At 45.6% G+C, this 19,892-nt stretch carries 20 protein-coding genes and 1 other RNA gene; 14 read left to right on the forward strand and 7 right to left on the reverse strand.

The window, feature by feature from the left end; all coding sequences use genetic code 11:
* Positions 1-154: 154 nt before the first annotated feature.
* On the reverse strand, positions 155-343 hold the full coding sequence (locus tag ACWGXJ_RS09170) for a hypothetical protein (RefSeq protein WP_080683009.1): 189 nt from the start codon (positions 341-343) through the stop codon (positions 155-157).
* 172 nt (positions 344-515) lie between these two features.
* Complete coding sequence (locus tag ACWGXJ_RS09175; RefSeq protein ID WP_025722295.1) at positions 516-1,337, reverse strand: YitT family protein; 822 nt, start codon at positions 1,335-1,337, stop codon at positions 516-518.
* 325 nt (positions 1,338-1,662) lie between these two features.
* Between ACWGXJ_RS09175 and ACWGXJ_RS09180 the strand changes: the two genes are divergently transcribed.
* From ACWGXJ_RS09180 to ACWGXJ_RS09195, 4 genes are all read left to right on the forward strand, one after another.
* Entirely contained in the window at positions 1,663-3,252 is a 1,590-nt protein-coding gene (locus ACWGXJ_RS09180) for a DEAD/DEAH box helicase (protein WP_029516709.1), read from the forward strand.
* Positions 3,253-3,474: 222 nt separating this feature from the next.
* The gene (locus ACWGXJ_RS09185) at positions 3,475-4,236 is read left to right on the forward strand and encodes a YesL family protein (protein WP_452566604.1); all 762 of its coding nucleotides are present in this window, start codon (positions 3,475-3,477) and stop codon (positions 4,234-4,236) included.
* Positions 4,237-4,294: 58 nt separating this feature from the next.
* A non-coding RNA gene (gene ssrS, locus ACWGXJ_RS09190) (6S RNA) lies at positions 4,295-4,489 on the forward strand.
* Between the two features lie 211 nt (positions 4,490-4,700).
* On the forward strand, positions 4,701-5,093 hold the full coding sequence (locus ACWGXJ_RS09195) for a DUF1499 domain-containing protein (protein ID WP_013309718.1): 393 nt from the start codon (positions 4,701-4,703) through the stop codon (positions 5,091-5,093).
* A gap of 89 nt (positions 5,094-5,182) precedes the next feature.
* On the opposite strand, the gene tpx is transcribed toward ACWGXJ_RS09195, so the two are convergent.
* Entirely contained in the window at positions 5,183-5,701 is a 519-nt protein-coding gene (gene tpx / locus ACWGXJ_RS09200; RefSeq protein ID WP_023988020.1) for a thiol peroxidase, read from the reverse strand.
* A gap of 119 nt (positions 5,702-5,820) precedes the next feature.
* On the opposite strand from tpx, the gene ACWGXJ_RS09205 reads away from it, so the two are divergent.
* Positions 5,821-6,444, forward strand: coding sequence for a rhomboid family intramembrane serine protease (locus ACWGXJ_RS09205; RefSeq protein WP_061828599.1), 624 nt, complete (start codon positions 5,821-5,823; stop codon positions 6,442-6,444).
* A 98-nt stretch (positions 6,445-6,542) separates the two neighbouring features.
* On the forward strand, positions 6,543-7,481 hold the full coding sequence (locus ACWGXJ_RS09210; RefSeq protein WP_039270004.1) for a LysR family transcriptional regulator: 939 nt from the start codon (positions 6,543-6,545) through the stop codon (positions 7,479-7,481).
* Positions 7,482-7,571: 90 nt separating this feature from the next.
* On the opposite strand, the gene ACWGXJ_RS09215 is transcribed toward ACWGXJ_RS09210, so the two are convergent.
* A complete protein-coding gene (locus tag ACWGXJ_RS09215; protein ID WP_023988023.1) occupies positions 7,572-8,243 on the reverse strand; it encodes a zinc metallopeptidase in 672 nt (223 codons plus the stop codon).
* 39 nt (positions 8,244-8,282) lie between these two features.
* A complete protein-coding gene (locus ACWGXJ_RS09220; protein ID WP_023988024.1) occupies positions 8,283-8,714 on the reverse strand; it encodes a MerR family transcriptional regulator in 432 nt (143 codons plus the stop codon).
* Positions 8,715-9,008: 294 nt separating this feature from the next.
* Between ACWGXJ_RS09220 and ACWGXJ_RS09225 the strand changes: the two genes are divergently transcribed.
* The 4 genes from ACWGXJ_RS09225 to ACWGXJ_RS09240 all read left to right on the forward strand — a co-directional run bounded on the left by ACWGXJ_RS09225 (position 9,009) and on the right by ACWGXJ_RS09240 (position 13,081).
* Complete coding sequence (locus ACWGXJ_RS09225; protein ID WP_039270006.1) at positions 9,009-10,412, forward strand: ammonium transporter; 1,404 nt, start codon at positions 9,009-9,011, stop codon at positions 10,410-10,412.
* 48 nt (positions 10,413-10,460) lie between these two features.
* A complete protein-coding gene (locus tag ACWGXJ_RS09230) occupies positions 10,461-11,543 on the forward strand; it encodes a DUF294 nucleotidyltransferase-like domain-containing protein (RefSeq protein ID WP_250261796.1) in 1,083 nt (360 codons plus the stop codon).
* Complete coding sequence (locus ACWGXJ_RS09235; RefSeq protein ID WP_061828597.1) at positions 11,540-12,277, forward strand: exonuclease domain-containing protein; 738 nt, start codon at positions 11,540-11,542, stop codon at positions 12,275-12,277. The genes ACWGXJ_RS09230 and ACWGXJ_RS09235 overlap by 4 nt, the downstream gene beginning before the upstream one ends.
* A 159-nt stretch (positions 12,278-12,436) precedes the next feature.
* A complete protein-coding gene (locus ACWGXJ_RS09240) occupies positions 12,437-13,081 on the forward strand; it encodes a TlpA family protein disulfide reductase (RefSeq protein ID WP_452566605.1) in 645 nt (214 codons plus the stop codon).
* A gap of 39 nt (positions 13,082-13,120) precedes the next feature.
* On the opposite strand, the gene cimA is transcribed toward ACWGXJ_RS09240, so the two are convergent.
* Positions 13,121-14,737 carry a citramalate synthase gene (gene cimA / locus ACWGXJ_RS09245; protein ID WP_250261794.1) on the reverse strand — a complete coding sequence of 539 codons (1,617 nt, stop codon included), beginning with the start codon at positions 14,735-14,737 and terminating at the stop codon, positions 13,121-13,123.
* Positions 14,738-15,030: 293 nt separating this feature from the next.
* Between cimA and ACWGXJ_RS09250 the strand changes: the two genes are divergently transcribed.
* From ACWGXJ_RS09250 to ACWGXJ_RS09260, 3 genes are all read left to right on the forward strand, one after another.
* Positions 15,031-16,311 carry a DNA polymerase IV gene (locus tag ACWGXJ_RS09250; protein WP_023988030.1) on the forward strand — a complete coding sequence of 427 codons (1,281 nt, stop codon included), beginning with the start codon at positions 15,031-15,033 and terminating at the stop codon, positions 16,309-16,311.
* 161 nt (positions 16,312-16,472) lie between these two features.
* Positions 16,473-16,715 carry a ferredoxin gene (locus ACWGXJ_RS09255; RefSeq protein ID WP_013309730.1) on the forward strand — a complete coding sequence of 81 codons (243 nt, stop codon included), beginning with the start codon at positions 16,473-16,475 and terminating at the stop codon, positions 16,713-16,715.
* A 266-nt stretch (positions 16,716-16,981) separates the two neighbouring features.
* Entirely contained in the window at positions 16,982-18,406 is a 1,425-nt protein-coding gene (locus ACWGXJ_RS09260) for a L,D-transpeptidase (protein WP_452566606.1), read from the forward strand.
* Positions 18,407-18,433: 27 nt separating this feature from the next.
* Here ACWGXJ_RS09260 and ACWGXJ_RS09265 read toward each other — a convergent pair whose 3' ends face one another.
* On the reverse strand, positions 18,434-18,580 hold the full coding sequence (locus ACWGXJ_RS09265) for a hypothetical protein (protein WP_023988033.1): 147 nt from the start codon (positions 18,578-18,580) through the stop codon (positions 18,434-18,436).
* A gap of 217 nt (positions 18,581-18,797) precedes the next feature.
* Between ACWGXJ_RS09265 and ACWGXJ_RS09270 the strand changes: the two genes are divergently transcribed.
* Complete coding sequence (locus tag ACWGXJ_RS09270) at positions 18,798-19,892, forward strand: quinone-dependent dihydroorotate dehydrogenase (protein ID WP_061828594.1); 1,095 nt, start codon at positions 18,798-18,800, stop codon at positions 19,890-19,892.

Here is a 19,892-nt window from a genome sequence, read left to right on the forward strand (position 1 = left end):
AACAACACGCTTGTAACCAATACTGGAATCATCAGGCACAGTCTTACATGATTAACCCAACCTGTGTTCATTGAATCCATAAAAATGCATAAATAATGCCGCTCTCTTCGCGGTTGTAGATGTAACCGGAAGAAGCGGCACTTGGTAAAGAAATTTATTGAAGATAATTATTGTCTTGATGCTCGCAAATACTGTACTGAATAATTTCTAGCGCATCCGTTGGCTTGAGTATGGCCATCCCGTCCCGAAGCACAATCATCGAGTTCAGCTCATCCTTTTTGAGAGAAGGGAGCATTTCCGGGTACCATCTTAAGACAATGTCGGACAGTTTTACCGTTTCCATTTCCACAAAAATCACCCTTTCCTGCTCGGAATCATTCCAAAAGAATCATTCAATACGATTCGGAAAAGCAAAGTGCCTGTGAAATAGCAGGTAAAGCTGGTCTTTATATACTATGGGAACAGCGCACATATAGTGTACCACAGAAACTGTATTTTGACACTTGGGTTTGTGCTTATCTTCGGCGAAATGAACCCATCACCCCAACCGTTTCCACAATATTGACAAAAGCTGAAGGGTCCACTTCTTTAATGATCCGTTTTAATTCAACTAGCTCGTAGCGTGTCGTGACAGTCATCAGCATGTCCTTTTCGGTATGTGAAAATGCGCCTTCAATTTTTATTTTGCTAACACCGCGTGGTGTGGTTAACATCCGCTCCAGTAGCTTGTCGGTGTGTTCTGTAATAATGTAGACGGTAATCTTCGTGTGACTGACATAGATTTGATCCAATACCTTGCCAGTCACAAAAATAGATAGCATCGACGCAAGTGCAATATTCCAATCATCGTTCAAATATCCTGCTGCAAGAATGACCAGTCCATTCATGCCAACAAGTACAGTTCCTACGGGGAAGTCACGATAACGAGTGACGATGGAACCGATAATGTCAAAACCGCCCGTAGAACCCCCTACCCGAAAGGAAATTCCTGCTCCAACGCCGATCATCACCCCACCAAAAACGGAGGCTAGCAGGGGGTCCGACACGACAGATTGCACCGGCACCCAGGCCAAAATCCACGTTGTAACGACAACGGATAAAATGCTCAGGCTAATAAAACGCTTGCCTAAAATAAACCAGCCTGCAATAAGCATCGGAATATTGATAATAAAATACATCGCGCTGATATCAAATTTTGTGAAGTAGCCAATTAACATGGAAAGACCGGCTACTCCCCCGCTCAGCAAGTGGTGTGGCACGAGAAACAGATTAAAACCGCATGCAATGGCAGCGGCTCCAAGAATGACAGTTAAGCAGTTTAACACTATTTTTAACAACTTATTTTCACCTCATTTAAATTATACGGGAAGCAACTTGCTGGTATTCATGAATTGTTCTGTGCTATAATGCGATGTGGATATTCTTGAGTAGGGACCTATGTCCAGAGAAACACTTAAAATTTAAACTGTTTTAAAAAGGATAAATTCGTTTAAGATGTATCGGATAGGTTCCCCAAATTTATTACAGAAAGATACAGTTATAGGTCTAAATAAACTGTCACTGTATTGGGGAAAACTTATACAATAATATCGCTACTTAAGAATACAGACAACATTGTGGATTGTCCACCACATCCACCATTATGAAGGAGTTTGAATAAATTTGACGACATTTGCAGAATTTGATCTTGAACCGAAAGTAATTCAGGCGATTACAGAACTGGGCTTTGAAGAAGCAACACCAATTCAATCCCAATCCATCCCGATTGCACTGCAAGGCAGAGACATGATTGGCCAAGCCCAAACAGGTACTGGTAAAACCGCTGCGTTTGGTATTCCGCTGATTAACAAAATTTCTAGAAGCGACGAAAAAATCAGAGCCCTGATCATGGCACCAACACGTGAGCTTGCTATCCAGGTAGCTGAAGAAATCGAAAAACTCTCTCGTTTCAAAGGTCTTCGTACTTTGCCAATCTATGGTGGACAAGATATCGTACGCCAGATTCGTGCTTTGAAAAAGAAACCTCAAATTATTATTGGTACGCCAGGACGCTTGCTTGACCATATTAATCGCAAAACCATCAAGCTGGAAGATGTAAACACAGTTGTTTTGGATGAAGCAGATGAAATGTTGGATATGGGCTTCATGGAAGATATTCAATCCATTCTGAAGCAAGTTCCAGACGAGCGTCAAACGATGCTTTTCTCGGCTACAATGCCTCCTAATATTAAAAGATTGGCTGAGCAATTCCTCAAAAATCCTGAGCATGTTTCAGTTATTCCTAAACAAGTTAGTGCTCCACTGATTGATCAGGCCTATATAGAAGTTCCTGAGCGTCAAAAATTCGAAGCATTGAGCCGTTTGATCGACATGGAATCCCCAGAACTTGCTATCGTATTTGGTCGTACCAAGCGTCGGGTAGACGAGCTGGCTGAAGCTCTGCAAAAACGCGGATATTCTGCAGACGGTTTACACGGTGACTTGTCTCAAAACCAACGTGATGCTGTAATGCGTAAATTCCGTGACGGAAGCATCGACGTGCTCGTAGCGACTGACGTAGCTGCCCGTGGTTTGGACGTTTCCGGCGTAACTCACGTTGTGAACTTTGACCTTCCGCAAGATCCAGAAAGCTATGTTCACCGTATTGGACGTACTGGACGTGCAGGTAAAGAAGGGGAAGCTTGGTCTTTCGTAACGCCTCGTGAAATTGACCATTTGCACTTTATCGAACGTGTAACTCGTCACCGCATTCCACGCAAGCCGCTTCCAACGTTGGCTGAAGCTCTGGAAGGTAAACAACGTATCATTGCTGAACGTCTCTTAGAGGCTGTAGAAAGCGGTGAGCTGAACGAGTACAAAGGTTTGGCTATTCAAATGCTGGAGCAATATGATTCTGTACAACTTCTCTCTGCAGCTCTGAAGCTGATGACTGGTGAGAAGAGAGAAGCATCGATTGAACTGACTCCAGAAGATCCAATCCGTGCAAAACGTCGTAAACCAGACGTGCGTTCTGGCGGTCGCAAGCCTTCTAACTATAGCGGTCGCAGCAACGGTGGTTACAATTCCAACCGTTCTGGCGGTAGTGGCGGTAGTGGAAGCAAAGGTGGATATGGCGGTTACAACCGTGGCAAAGAAGGCGGTGGCTACAACCGTGATTCCGGAAGCCGCTACAGTGGAGATCGCAAACCACGCCCGAGCAGCAATGGAGAAACTCGTCGTCCTGCAAGACGTGAAGATTCCTCTTCCGAATAAGAAATGAAATAATGAAAAGTCGAAGCAGATGAAGCTTCGGCTTTTTTGTTATGATTAATCAGTATGTATGAACCTTTTAGAGATCTGCTTTAATGGGTCACGTATTGATTTCACTGGCGTATTAGGGCTGAAATACGGTATGATATAGTCAAGAGCCGGAATTTACAGGCATAGCAACATGAGTCTTGGAACTGCCAAGGCTTGCGGAGGGAGAGACTGACATTGGAGTTTAAAGGAGCTATGGGTGGTATTTACCGCCTGACCGAGTGGATTACCCGACTGGCGGCTACAAATTTGTTATGGGTGTTATGTTCGTCGCCTTTTGTGTTCTGCCTCATACTGAAACTACTTGTAATGAATCAGAATTTGGCTAATGAGTCTTTACAAATGAATTGGGCGATGGCTATTTTGGCACCGCTTACTTTATTTCCAGCCACATCGGCTATGTTTACAGTGGTTCGCAAATGGGTAATGGCCGATACCGATACGGGCGTGTTTCGTACCTTTTTTAAAGGGTATAAAGAGAATTATAAGCAAAGTTTGATCGGGGGTATCTTTTACACGTTGCTGTTTGTCATCATGTATGTGGATTATACCGTGTATATGACACAACTCAGCAACTTGCAAATCGTCGGCGTAATTATGCTTATTCTTATCATTATTTTGCTTGTGTCTATGTTTAACTTCTTTTCGATGGTGGCTCATTATCATATGTCTACCGGACAAATTATTAAAAATGCGGTGTTACTGACGCTGATTCGACCATTTCGTGTATTTTCTACACTGCTCGGCAGCGCTGTTGTTATATTTATCGGAGTCAAATATCCTGTGCTTTTCCTATTCTTCATTGGCAGCGTGGTTGCCTGGTTCGCTTTCTTTAATTTTTACGGAACGTTCCTCAAAATGCAGGATCAAATGGAAAAGATGAAGCAGAAAGATGAAGATACGGCAAGCATTGAAGACAAAAAAAGTGATAACCCCTAAAAATAAAACATATTTCTCCTAGCATTTACTTTCTGAGTGAGAAGCGCTATAATAAGGTCACATCCTGCGATGCACGTTACGGTCATTTGTTGTTTTGAACCAATGACAATGTCTAGGGAGATCTATACGGATGAATAGCTGAAAAGCCCTGTCAATTCCTGACAAGGGGACTTCAAAAGTTTATTCTGCGGTCACCCACCTGCTAAAGCAGGTTCAGAAGACGCTATGGTCGGACGGCATCGGCGGGTACTCCAAAGATAATGAATACACTCTGTTCATGCTTCGTGCAGAAACAGGGTGTTTTTTGTATGCAACAATGTTAAACTAAGACATGAGGTACTAAGGTCGCATACCACAGGTATGGTCGGTTAACTTTTTGTTGTTTAACGTTTTTATAAAGCGCTTGCAGCAAAAAAACCGATGTGCTGCATTATGGCAACGATTATCGTGAAGGAGGAAATGTCTTGTCGTTGAAGAGGACTCTGGTAGGGATTGTGCGCAGCCAAGAAGGTACAAGCGACCGGGTCAAGGACCCCCAAATGAAGACACGCTATTATAACTTATCGAGAGACAAGGCTTGGGAAGAAGTATCATCTATTTTGAAAAAAATTCCTGGCTACAAGGTACTCCATGAGGTAGCATCTGTAGGTGAGATTACGTTAGAGAAGCGAACGGCGTTCGGTAGAACCGTCGACATTACCGTTTCCATATTGTCCGTCTCGCCAGTTCGGAGTGCGGTGGATATTTATTCTGCTTCACGCGGATCGCTAGGGGACTTGGGCGCGAATTACCGCATCATTTTGCAACTGTTCGCTGTGATTGATAAGAAGCTGTCCGCTCATAAGGTCGTGCAGTAATGTAGATGCGTGAGCAGTGATGTGGCAGACAAACGTCAAAAAAGCGAGGAAGGCAACCCTTCACTCGCTTTTTTAATATTCAGTCTGATTTAGACGAGTTTTTTCACTGCTGCAATCGCTTGGTCATAGTCAGGATGTTCGGACATTTCGCTCAAGTATTCTACGTAAGCGATTTTGTCATTTTGATCAATTACAAAAATAGCTCTATGATCCAAATGGAATTCCTTGATGAACACACCATAAGCTTCGCCGAAGGAATGATCCTTATAGTCGGACAGTGTCAATACGCGGTCGATACCAGCAGCACCGCACCAACGAGCTTGAGCGAAAGGCAGATCGACGCTGACAGTTAGCACCACGACTTGATCCCCAAGGGAATCAGCTTCTTGGTTAAAACGTCTAGTCTGTGCGTCACACACGCCTGTATCCAAAGAAGGAACAACACTGATCAATTTGACTTTGCCCGCAAAGTCTTGGAGAGTAGCTGCTTCTAGCAGGTTTTTCTGTAATTTGAAATCAGGTGCCTGATCTCCAACCTTCAGTTCAGGACCTAAGAGTGTCAAAGGATTGCCTTTAAAAGTAGCAGCTCCTGTACGTTCTTGTGCCATATGTAATAGCCTCCTTGGTTTTTAGCATTGGTTATCGTTGCCGAAATCTATTATAATCTTTTATAAAAGACATTGTCCAATTTGAATAAGGTGGAGACACCCATGAAGGAAGGATTGCCTTGATTTTTTTACGTTATGAGAACTGGAAAAGTTATTTGCGGTTTTACCCAGTGACCTGTCTGATTTTGCTCATTAATATTGTGATGTTTATTGTACTCACCGTACAGGGTGGATCGGAAAATAGTTTGACGCTGATCCGATATGGAGCTTTGATTAATGAAGCGCCATTCACTGATCAGCTGTGGCGATATGTATCAGCCATGTTTTTACATGCAGGGTTTGATCATCTTCTGTTCAATTCCTTCGCCATACTCGTATTCGCTCCTCCGCTGGAGCGTTTGCTGGGGTCCTTCCGCTATGTGTTATTGTATCTGGTCACGGGCATTGTAGGGAACATACTGTCCATCGCGCATTACAACATGATGGCGGAAACGACAGTCTCTGTAGGGGCCTCAGGAGCGATTTATGGCATCTATGGAGCATTCCTATACGTTGCCCTGTTCCAGCGGTCACTGATGGATGACGCCTCGCGCAAAACGCTGTACACGCTGCTTGGGTTTGGTATCCTGTTTTCTTTCGCTGTAGCGAACATTAACTGGACGGCTCACTTCGGGGGATTACTCAGTGGGTTTTTCCTTTATGGATTAATGATCAGATTGACTGGCCAACGCAAACGTCACTAAAGACAGTTTTACCGTAAGTTAGCAGGGTAAGAAAGAGGATGATGTTCGATTGACGTCTTCTTCCGGATGTTGAAAAACAGATTGGAGCGAATATCGGAGTGGAATTACGACAGTTGCAATACTTCATGAAGGTAGCGCAAAAAGAACATGTCACTCAGGCAGCCGAGGAGCTACATGTGGCGCAATCTGCGGTAAGCCGGCAAATTCATCAGCTTGAAGAGGAGCTGGGAGTTAATCTTTTTATGCAAAAGGGTCGCAATTTGCAGCTAACGCCAGTGGGACAGCTATTTTGTAAACGGGTTGAGACGATTATAAAAGATCTAGAGCGAGCTGTTTTGGAGGTTCATGAGTTTTTGGACCCTGAGGGGGGCGAAATCCGCATCGGTTTTCCGCACAGTTTGGGGATTCATCTTATTCCTACGGTGGTGGCTGAATTCCGAAAGCGGTATCCCAATGTTAAATTCAGATTTAAACAGGGGATGTACCCGAGTTTAATTCGTGATGTGTTAGCGGGTGAGGTGGATTTGGCTTTTGTATCTCCTTTTCCAGATCGTCATGATCATGTAGAGGGGGACGTGGTGCTGACCGAGGAGTTGTTTGCTGTTCTCCCGCCCAATCATCCTTTAGCCACGGCCAAACACATCACGCTGAGTCAGCTTAAAGGAGAAAAATTCATCCTGTTCAGAGATGGATATTCGTTACGCCCGATTGTCTGGCAGGCTTGTCTGGAGGCAGGATTTACGCCAGATATTGCTTTTGAAGGTGAAGAGACAGATACGATTCGCGGATTAGTTGCGGCTGGTATGGGAGTCAGTCTTTTGCCTGAAATGGCGTTGTTTCAGACCAACCCGCTTCAACCTGCAAGAGTGTCAATTGTTGATCCAGAGGTCACGCGAACTATAGGCTTGATTCATCGCAAAGATGACAAGCTACCATTAGTTGCAAAGTCATTCCGGACTTTTTTGTTGCAATATTTTGGTCTTAAAGGTAGTGTTGCTACTCCGAATGGAAGTGCAAAAGCGGATTTAGGGCAGTGAGTATAGCTGGTTGGTTTTAGATAAAGAAAAAAAGGTTGTTCCTCTACCGTTAACTTGGTGGAGGAACAACCTTTTTTGCAACACAAGCAATTAATCCCGGCTGTTAAAGATACCGATTAAGCGAATTAGTTCCAGCAAGGAAACGAGAGCTGCAGCCACATAAGTTAATGCAGCAGCATTTAATACTTTGGCGATACCCCGTTCTTCATCACTACGGATAAACCCTTCGGAAACCATAATTTCCCGGGCGCGGTTGGAAGCATTAAATTCAACCGGTAATGTAATTAATTGAAAGGCAACAGTAGCCGAGAAAAAGATAATACCCAAGCCAATCAGGTTCGTATAGCTGAATAAGAAACCGGCAATCAGCAGAAATGGTGCAATCCCGGAAGCGAAGTTTACGATCGGAAAGATCCGATGACGGAGTGCTAGCATGGGATAATGCTCTTTATGCTGAATGGCATGACCGACCTCGTGACAAGCTACGGCAACTGCAGAAATCGATTTTTCATAATAAACGGGCTCGGATAGCCGCACGACTCTTTGCATTGGATCATAATGGTCAGATAACGCACCAGGTACTGGTTCAATAGGCACATCATGCAAACCATTGCGATCCAGCATATGCCGAGCTGCATCATAACCGGTTAACCCATTTTCATTTGGGACATCAGACCATTTATTAAAAGTACCTTTTACACGGAATTGCGCCCATAAGGATAATCCGAACGCAAGAATAATCAATATATACATACCCATCATAAAGCAACCCTCCATTATTGTTCATCATAGCCCGGGCATCTACATCATAGAACTATGCTCCAGCAGATACTTCAGAGCTTCGATACAAGCGGCGCTTTGTGGTAGTAGACCAGTAAGCAACTTGCGCGCTTGAACGGGCTTGAGCTGCCCCAAAAGAGGCTGTAGTTCATTGACTTCACGTTCTAGACGCTGCATGTGCATCTCTAGACTCGTTAGTTTGTCAGTGACGTGCTCTTCCCCCGCGACCGAGTTCCATTTAATCAGTGTCTGTCTGATTTCCTCAAGGCTATACTTCTCTTGTTTCATTTGGTTAATACGTTCAAGCCTGTTTAAGGTTTCATCATTATAAAGACGATAATTTTTCAATGATCGTTCTTCAGGTGTGATCAAACCAAGCTTTGTGTAATAATCAATAGTTCGTTCGCTGACACCAGCCGCCTTGGCTAGCTCACCAATTCGATACAGCTTCATATCCCCATCTGTCTTCACCTCGCGCTCTTCGTTCAACCTTCAATATTAGCATTTGCAAACGGAGTGTATATAAAGAATATTTTACATGATTCCCAACCATACAGTCAAACGTCATGCTTTTTTTGGACGGAAACAAGCTACTTTTATAGTTAGTAAATGTGACATGGAGTGTTTGGGACCATGTTTTTTTAACATAATAAAAAAAATCTTGTCAACTTTCATGTATTCTGATTATAATGACAATAAGAATTTCACGAAATGTAAAGAAACTTAACATTCGAGGGAGTGGGCTTCATGAGAAAAAAGTGGTTAGTTGTATTATTGGCCATGCTGACAGTATTAGCTTTTCCGGTAGGTGCGTTTGCTGCTGACGGTCCGACAAATATTCAACTTCAAGCCGGGCTAAACACGGCCTTTACGTTCTTGGCATTTATACTTGTATTTTTTATGCAAGCGGGATTTGCATTGCTGGAGGCAGGCTCGACACGAATGAAGAATGCAGGCCATGTCGCTGGTAAAACGATTCTCACCACAGGTGTTGCGGCTTTGTCCTTCTGGGCACTTGGATTTGGATTCGGATTTGGTAATGATGGCGGCAACGGATTTATGGGACTGACGGGTTTCTTCATGAGTGGTACGAATGCTGCTGCATCGTTTGATGCTCTTTCAGGTCTGGATGTTCCGATTACAATTATGTTTTTGTTCCACTTTGCTTTCGCTGCGGTATCACTTTCTATCGCATGTGGGGGAATGGCAGAGCGTGCAAAATTAAGTGTATACATTATCTTCGGTATTTTGTTCTCTATCGTGATCTATCCGGTTGTAGCTCACTGGGTGTGGGGCGGCGGATGGCTTGGTAAGTTAGGCATGCAGGATTATGCCGGTTCGACGGTAGTCCATTTGACAGGCGCTACGGCGGCACTCGTCGCTACACTGCTGCTCAAACCGCGTCTAGGCAAGTTCAATAAAGATGGCAAGCCGAACATTATCCCTGGTCATAATCAGGTGTACTCTATCTTGGGTGTTATTATTCTCTGGTTTGGTTGGTTTGGGTTTAACCCAGGTAGTGCTGTATCGGCTATGAACGACGGATTCTTTGGATATGTGGCCTTGACTACCAATATTGCTGCTGCGGCAGGTGGAGTTTTCGCTTTGCTCGTATCCTGGATGGTATATGGAAAGGCAGATATTCCTGCTATGCTAAACGGTGTGCTGGCGGCTTTGGTTGCTATTACTGGTTCTTGTGCCTTTGTAGCCCCTTGGGCGGCACTGGTCATTGGTGCAGTTGCAGGGATCGTCACTTTCTTCACAGCGCAATGGTTCGAGCGTGCAAGAGTAGATGACCCGGTATATGCTTTCTCCGTGCATGGTGTTGCAGGGATGTGGGGCGCAGTGTCCACAGGGTTCTTCGCTACTCCTGAGCTTGTAAAAATAACAGGTGTAGGTCAAGCGGGTCTGTTCTATGGTGGTGGATTTACCCAATTAGGAGTACAGCTGCTTGGACTGATTGGCACCTTGGCTTTCGTGTTCGTCATTTCCTTCATTATTCTGGGTGCGATGAAAGCGATTATGGGTATCCGCGTTACGGAAGAGGAAGAAACGATGGGACTGGATATCAGTGAACACGGTACGTACGGCTATCCTGAGCAAATGAAGTTGGTTGCCGAGGCTGAAAAGCGTTCTGGAATTGTGAACTAATATGTAAAATATAAAGAACCAGTATGGATGAGCGGAGGAGATGGAAGTATGGAACTGCAAAATATGGCCTCTTGGGTGAGTTCCGCTGAAGCGATTGATCAAGCAGATACGCCTGAATCGCTAAGGCAGGCCAGGGTCGACTCTCAAAAATGGCTGCTGGCTTCCCAAGCCTCCGCTCCGTTATCAGACTGGTTACGAACGGCGAATGAAATGCATGACCGCATCGCGGCCAGAGCTGTACAAATGTGTGAAAAAGGGATGGTTGAGGATGGCTTCGGCCCTCCTCCCGTCCCTTATGCATTTATAGCCTTCGGAAGCATGGGGCGCTCGGAATCGACGCTGTGGAGTGACCAGGATAACGGTATGATTATCAGTGACACAATATCTGCTAATAAAGAATTGTATTTTAGAGAGTTTGGTCGCAGAGTGTCTGCGATGTTAGAGTATTTGGGATATCCCAAATGTGAGGGGAAAGTAATGTGCTCGGAGCCGTTGTGGCGCCAAACATTGTCTGGATGGCAAGAACAGCTAACGAAATGGTCGGACGATTTTGCTTGGGAGCCGATCCGTTATCTGATTATCTCGTCTGATATGAGGCATATCGCTGGAGATGAGCAATTATCTGCAAACTGGAAACGAAGTTTTTATGAGTTGTTCCGAAAACATCCTGATTTACCCTCAGCGGTACTTCGGAACACGGTGAGGCATAAAGCGACACTTAATATTTTAGGTCAGATTGTTACCGAGCGCTTCGGTGAGCATGCGGGCGATTTTGATGTGAAATACGGGTTGTACATTCCGCTGGTGAACGCAGTCCGTTTTTTGGCGTTGCAACATGGTGTAGAGGAAACCTCCACCCTCAAAAGGCTCAGTCGTCTCGCATCATTAGAAGCGGCGCCGTTGCCTTTACTCGATGCTTGCGAGCGAGCCTTTCGGATCGCGCTTCAGCTTCGAATGGCTACTCCAGTGAAGAAGAATGATGGATTGCTGGTCAGCAATGGCTACCTGGCTGTAAAGCCGCTCAAACAAAGTAAAGGCTGGCATGAGTTGCGCGAGGCGCTTTCGACAGTACGACGACTGCATCGTGCGTTGCAAAGGCAGTTGCGATTTATGGAAGGGAGAAGGTCATGAAGGAACCAGCGCAGGGAAGTGGCTTCTGGAGCGCTCTCCGCAGAGGAGGAGTGCCGTCTGCGATCGCATCTGTAATGGGGGCTCCTACGGCTCAGCAGATGGCGTTTATTCGCTCCTTAACCCGGGAGCAACGGCGCTCTGAAGTATTGCGGACCCCGCTGGATCGTTTGGAGACGGTAGTTTTTGATCTGGAGACAACGGGATTTTCAGCACAGCATGGAGATGAGATTTTATCGTTCGGGGCGATTAGGGTTGTCGGGGACATGATTATGGAAAAAGAGCAGTTTTATACGCTTGTTAATCCACGGACTGTGATTCCTGAGCATATTACCGAGCTAACTGGGATTACCCGGGAAATGACGGATGAAGCTCCACCGCTTATGAACGGACTGCACGACTTTATGTCCTTTGTAGGTGGGCGAGTACTTGTGGCACATGCTAGCGCTCATGACAAGGCCTTTTTGAATGCTGCGTTATGGAAAACATCTAAAGTTCAATTGACTCACCGTGTTCTGGATACGATGATGCTTGCCAAATGGCTTGAGCCACAGCAACATCAAACCTACAGTTTGGATGAATTGTTGACCTATCAATCCATTCCGATTGAAGGACGGCACCATGCGTTAGAGGATGCGAAAATGACGGCTAAGCTGTGGGTTGCTTATGTTCAGGAAATGTTGAAGCGTAATGTGACCAATTTGGCAGATGTCTACGCGCATTTAAGTCATGCCTGATTCAGTACAAGGCATAGCATAAAAACAGCAAGTTCGCGATTTCGTGGGTTTGCTGTTTTTTTTCGTCCTGTTCAGATTTAGAAGGTTAGAGGTGGGAACAGTATGGGCATCCTATGGAGAAGGTAAGGGTTATTTAGACGAAAGACAGGTGATACGACTGTGAAAAGATTTCTTTTCATCAGAGCGATGGTTATGCTGGTTGTGGTTGGGGCTTCGTGGGGAGTTATTGAAAACACAACTTATGCAGCAAACCTGTCCATGGAAAATGCACCATTAAAAGAGGAATACGGTAGAGAAAGACTTAAAGCTGAGAAAGAGGTAGAGGATGAAACAGATGCGGTAGAGGTAATGAAAAAGATAAAGCCTGGGCAGCGGCTTCCTTCTATGATTTTAAAGGGGTTAAATGGCAGGACCTACGATGTAGGGGCCACGCGCAATAAAGCTTTGGTTATTAGCTTTTGGGCTTCGTGGTGCGATCCGTGCCGATTAGAAGCGCCTATGCTGAATGAGTTGTATAGTAAGTACAAAGATGAGGTGGATGTCTATGGTATCAATGTAACTCGCTATGATCGATTGGAGGATGTACAGAAGTTTTCCCGCTCTTTGGATCTCAAATTTCCCATTTTACTTGATGAGCAAGGAGCATTGTTTGAACGATTTGGAGGAGTGGCTTTTCCAACCCATGTAATGGTTGATCATCATGGACAGGTCCGCGAAATCATAATCGGCATGCTCAGTGAGCAGGAGTTGGAACGCAAAATAGAAACTCTTGAAAAAAAGAAGGTGCCTTTGGGAGCTGAGTAGACCCCCAAAGGCACCTTATAAGCTCATGCGAGCACCTGATTAGTGATTAACTAATCCATGATGAGTAAGCTCTGCCTGATCGTTTTTTGGAGTCGGTGCTTCCAACAGTGCGTAACGGAAACTGTCCAAGAGAGCTTCCCAGCTGGCTTCGATTACATTTTCAGATACACCTACGTTACTCCAGACGTCCTCGTAATTTTTAGACTCAATGAGCACACGTACCTTGGCGGCAGTGGCATCCTTTTCGTCAAGCACACGTACCTTGTAGTCAGCCAAATGCATGTCCCGCAAGGCAGGGAAATATTGAGAAAGAGCCTTGCGGAGTGCGTTATCGAGCGCGTTGACAGGACCGTTGCCTTCAGCTGCGGTATAGACACTCGTCCCTGCGACATTCAGTTTCAAAAATGCCTCGGATACGACCGGGCGGCCGGCAGTTTTCTCTACCAGCACTTTGAAGGATTCAAAAGAGAACATTTCCTTCACTTCACCACCTGCTTCACGAATGAGCAGTTCCAACGAAGCATCCGCGCCTTCAAACTGGTACCCCTGATGCTCCAGTTCCTTGATGCGGCTAATTACGCCACGTGCCTCATCACTAGATGGGTCAAGGGTGATGCCCAGCTCTTGCGCTTTGGATACCACGTTGCTTTGCCCGGCCAGCTCGGAGACCAAGACCCGTTGCTTGTTCCCCACGAGTTCAGGAGCGATGTGCTCATAAGTTCGCGAGTCGCGCAGAATGGCTGACACGTGGATGCCCCCCTTATGGGCAAAAGCTGCATTGCCTACATAAGGCTGGTTCACAGGCATATTGACGTTGGCGACTTCGCTCACAAAGCGGGCTGTATTGTGGAGTTGATTTAACTTCTCAGTATCTAGACAGTCGTAGCCCAGTTTGAGCTGCAAATTAGGAATGACGGAGCACAGGTTAGCGTTACCACACCGTTCACCGTAGCCGTTGATGGTACCCTGAACCTGCCTTGCGCCTGCTTGTACAGCACTTAGAGAGTTCGCTACTGCCAATTCGCAGTCATTGTGTGTATGAATACCCAACTGCGACCTCGTTATCTGGCTTTGCAGCATAGTGACAATTTCCTGAATCTCATGCGGTAGGGTACCGCCGTTTGTATCGCACATCACGAGCCAATCCGCGCCTGCTTCTTCTGCTTTTTTCATAACGGCGATTGCATACTCGGGGTTGTTTTTATATCCGTCAAAAAAATGTTCGGCATCAAAAATAACCTCCATGCCCCCTTGCTTTAAAAAGGCGATGGAGTCGTAAATCATAGACAGATTTTCCTCCAGTGTCGTCTGTAGGGCGGTGTGTACGTGAAAATCCCATGATTTACCCACAAGTGTAGCAGCCTGAGCGCCGGATTCCAGAATTCGTTGTAGATTGACATCCTGTGCTGCGATGCTATCTTTGCGGCGCGTGCTGCCGAAGGCGACAATCTTTGCCTGAAGGCCTAGCTCTTGTACCCGTTTGAAAAATTCGATATCCTTGCTGTTGCTTCCGGGAATCCCGCCTTCAATATAATGAACACCGAGATCATCGAGTTTTTTGGCGATTTTCAATTTGTCATCAGCAGACAAGCTAATTCCTTCTCCTTGAGTGCCGTCTCGCAGCGTTGTGTCAAAGATAGAAATAGCGGTGGACATGAGGGACTCCTCCTTTGGGGATTGCTCAGATTGATGATGCTCTGCTTTTTTAAGCACATTAATTTAGTTGTTTAAAGCTTAAAAACAGGAAAGCGTTAGTTTGTCGTGTTTGTATGTTAGTCGATTATATCAACTTATGACTTCAAATGTAATATATAATTATCATTTTTAGCCGCAAAACCTTTATTTTTTATGTAAAATAGAAATAGCATTTAAGGGTATCTAAAGTATAAAATCAAAACACATATTCCCGCGATGACGGGTGAATTTACAGTTAAAAAGAAGGGTTGAGCATGAAAGATGTCAGTGCTTATTATCCGGCTGGTGGACGAGTTATTCTGCATGTGGATATGAATGCATTTTATTGTTCCGTTCATGCAGCGGAGGAGCCGGAGAAATATAAGGGACTGCCTACCGCGGTGGCAGGCAGTAGTGAGCTGCGCAAAGGTGTAATTGTAACCTGCTCTTATGAAGCTCGACGATTGGGCATTTCAACAGGGATGGTCGTTCAGCAGGCTCGCCGGATCTGTCCGCAGCTCATCGTAATACAGCCTGATTTTCACTTGTATCGTCGTTATTCCAAGGCATTTATGAGTATTGCCTATTCATATACGCCTATGCTGGAAGCAACTTCAATTGATGAGTGTTATCTGGATATTTCTGGATCCAAACAGTTTGGAACACCTATGGAAATTGCTGAGGAAATTCAGCGCAGAGTAGAGGACGAACTGGGTCTGCCCTGTTCAATTGGAGTTGCTCCCAACAAGTTGCTGGCCAAAATGGCCTCTGATCTGAAAAAACCACGCGGGATATCTATTCTACGTTTGCGTGATGTACCCAACATTTTGTGGAACCTTCCTTGTGGTCAATTGTTTGGTGTGGGCCGCAAAACGGCAGATAAGCTTCTACAAATGAACATTCGCACCATTGGACAACTAGCTAAGGCTGATGAGCATATGCTGGTTGGCGTATTTGGTGTGACGGGTTCGTGGTTAAAATTGGCCGCTAATGGGATTAACCATTCTCCAGTCAGCACTGAACGGGAGCCAAACAAGTCCATTGGTCACACGACTACCCTGCCTATGGATGTGGTAAAGCTGGAAGAAGCCCAACGGGTACTTCTTAACATTAGTGATCAGGTAGCCCGGCGGCTTCGACGACACGGTATGCTGGCAGGAGGTATACAATTGACGATTCGGACGCCGGATATGAAGACCTTTACGCGTTCTCAAGTCAGGAGCACTCCTACGGAAAGTGCAGAGGACATATATAAGGAAGCTTGTGCGTTGTATCGTCGCCATTGGGGAGAAGATAAGCCTGTGCGCTTGCTGGGGATTACGCTACAGCAGCTCATTCCAAAGGAGGAAGCGGCCGTTCAAATGGATCTATTTGAATACCAGGATCAGCCTAAGAAGGAAAGCTTATTGAAGACGATGGATGCACTGCGCGATAAGTTTGGTGAAAATGCAATTTTGACCGCTGGGATGCTGGGAGATGATCCTTCGGTACTTCTTCGCAACTCCAAGTTGCGCGGAACTTCGCTGCAAAAAGACAATCTACCAACTCCGGAGTGAACTTCTGGGTGATTTATTGCAAACATCAGAAGCTTACGTTATAAGTGTTTTTTGCATGAAGGATAAAGGAAAATAATTTGTAATAATATTGGGTTTGTATTAATATGTGAATAGAATGCAAAAGCTGGTTTGTTTGACTGTATAGGAGGAAGAGAAAAGTTATGGCTAAATACACTTGGGTAGAAAAAGATACATGCATTGCTTGCGGAGCCTGTGGCGCTACAGCACCAGACATTTATGATTATGATGATGAAGGTTTGGCAGAAGTGATCTTTGAAGGGGATGCAAACCAAGGCATCAAGGCAATCTCAGAAGATTTGTTTGATGATATGCAGGATGCTTGCGATGGTTGCCCTACAGATTCCATCAAAGTAGCAGACGAGCCGTTCAATAAAGAAGGTTAAGCGTAGGCTTCTTTGATAGGCACAGCACCGACAGCTCCCTTCGCCGTATAACGGTGAAAGTAAGCTGTCGGTGCTGTTTTTTTAGATTATAGAATGGTTCAGCGGAGGTGAACTATTCTATAATCGCAAGAAAAACTTCTGCCAAGCGCGGTCTAGCTTCCGTGAAAGTGCGTCGATAGACGTTTTTTTATGTGCTGTCCATCGAGTCTATTTTTGCCGATATACATAATAGGAAGTATGCAAGATTACACGATCAGGAGGATCCGATGAACCATTCGCCTCATCTTAAATCGTATGTAAAAAAACACCCTGATAATAAAATGGCCTGGTATTTACTCGGCAAAGAGTATGAGAGCAGCGGTCAAGAGGGCAAAGCAAATTATTGTTTTAATCGCGCAGGAGAAGTGTTCGAAGCCTTCGAGCATAAACAGATTCCGGCAGACGTATGGATGGAATATCAGGATAAACTGGTTCAAATGTCCAAGGAGAAGGAGCGAAGGACGGCTCGAACACGCCACCTGTTAACTGCGTTAATGGTACTACTGCTCATATGGGTTCCTTCAGCCCATTCACCGAGACCTTCAAATGAAAATGCATCTGTTCCATCTGGAACTGAGCAGTCAGCAATTGATAATATTGAAGTTACGAAAGTGGCCACTGCTGATCCGAAGGAGATGGCCCAGATCGGTGTGGTTGGTGGTGTGTTTACGGCTCAAGCTCGAAAAGGGAGTGGAGCTGGAACGGGGCTTACTGATTTGTTGGCTAAGACTAGCCGACTGCCGTCCAAGACTACAGTGTTGGGTATGGAGCAAGGGGGCTCATGGCTGCTCTGGAGAGAGGGTATGAAGCCCTTACTTAGTGTACAGAACAAAGGAAACGGTGGATTAGCTGTTCAGTCTTACGACGCCGCTGCGTGTGCCTGCAAGCCGTCAGACAGTGAAAATCTTCGCAAAGCAGGTCTAAAATGGGCTGCTGGACAGGAGGAATTAGCTGTGTTGAATAGCTCCATGCGTGCTTTTCGCTCACAGCATCAACGTCTTCCCCAGAGTCTTGATGAACTGACTCGAGACTTTCCCGCTAACACGATGTACGGTACGACAGACGGGATGAAGAAGGCTTTTACACCTATGCGTAATTTACTTGCTTCACCAGGACAGGGAACAGGGAAGGCAGTAGATTTAGACGCTGACTCGTCGGCCGAAAGTAGTCCATTACTGGCATCGTCATTGCACGGACGACCTTTTCTGGGGCAACCGCTGCGAATTGTGGTGGACAAATCCAAGCACAGGCTCGCCCTGGTAAGTGGCAATGTACTTATTCGAAATTATCCTATCGGTTTGGGCGGAGAAAGAACACCAGAAGGGAAGTTTGTGATTACCGATAAAGTAGTAAATCCGAACGGCAAATCCAACGGTGAGTTTGGCAGCCGTGGAATGCAACTGTCTGCAACGAATTATGCCATTCATGGCACGAACGAGCCGGACAGCATTGGCAAAAATGAGTCGTTGGGTTGCGTCCGAATGGGTAAAGAGGATGTGGAGGAATTGTTTGCACTCGTACCTTCGGGTACGGAGGTAGTTATTGGTAACGGGGGATTGCCTGATCAAGTGCTTGTGCCTGGTTCTCGATTTACAAGTGAGCCGCAGCATGACCAGACGAATCCCCGCAAAACCTATCACTGGCTAAATTAACGTTTTGATGCTATTGCTACTTGGTGTTTAACGATTTCCTGCTTGTGCTAAAACAATGACCAGAATAATCACAATGATGAGGAGAACAAAGCTGACGGCGGTCCATACAATCGCTTTCTTGTTCACCTCATCCTTTTTCTTTTGCAGACTAGGCGGCTTGCGCTTGGTCTTCATATCAGCAATCCCTCTTTTCTAACGGGCTAAGGTCTTGTCTTACTATGTCCATTGTAAATGGTTTGATTATACATTTTCAATGACATCTCCATGACAACTGAATTGTTCTGGAGCTACACCTCGCAAATTACTTTCTTTTTGGTATGGAAAAAGCTAAACTATTTTGTAGAGATGTTTTTTAGGATTGTGCAAGGGCATAGAACGGAGTGGATGAATCGTGTTGTATCGAAGGATTGCGAAACCTGTTTTTTTTAAAATGAGTCCAGAGACGGCCCATCATGTAGTCATTGACGGCTTAAAACATGCGGGCTCATTCCCTGGTGGAGCAGCGACACTGCGAGGGATGTACGGAGTCAAGGAAACGGAGGATCTTGCCGTTGATCTGTTTGGCATTCATTTTCCCAACCCGATTGGACTGGCTGCAGGACTGGATAAAAATGCAGAAGCGGTTACTGGTTTTTCTTCCATCGGGTTTGGATTTATGGAAGTGGGAACGGTGACACCTGTGGGACAGCCCGGCAATGATCGGCCCCGGTTGTTCCGACTGCCTCCCGATGAGGCGTTAGTCAATCGGATGGGCTTTAACAATCTGGGTGCTGAGAGCATGGCCAAACGTCTGGCTGCACTCAAACATCGACCTGTTCCGGTCGCAGTTAATATCGGCAAAAATAAAATCACGCCCAATGAGGATGCTCATAAGGACTATGAAAAGTGTATTTCCGCACTGTATCCGTATGCGGACTTCTTTGTAGTGAATATTAGCTCGCCGAATACGCCGGATTTACGAAAGCTCCAGCATGGTAATGAACTGAAGTCGCTATTGGAAGCGGTTCGGGCAGAGATGGGAGTTCAGGCGAAAAAGTATGGCAATGCCAAGTCTGTACTGGTTAAAATTGCGCCAGATGTATCGGATGAGGAATTGGAATATATGACAGATGCGATTGCTGCCAGTGGAGTAGACGGCATTATTGCGACCAATACAACAATATCCAGAGCTGGTCTGACGCACCGAAATGCGAGTGAAACAGGAGGGCTGAGTGGTAAGCCGCTGCGTGACCGTTCCACAGAGGTCATCGGACGGGTGTACCGCCAGACGGAAGGTAAGCTGCCTATCATCGGATCGGGCGGCATCTTCACGAGTCGTGATGCCTATGACAAAATTAAAGCAGGCGCAAGCCTGATTGAAATTTATACAGCATTGATCTACGAAGGGCCGGAAGTAAATAGGGCTATACATGCTGGCCTGCGTGAGCTGCTTCGAAAGGACGGCTTTAGACACATTACCGAGGCTGTTGGTGCAGATCACAGATAA

Source organism: Paenibacillus sp. S33, assembly GCF_053615415.1.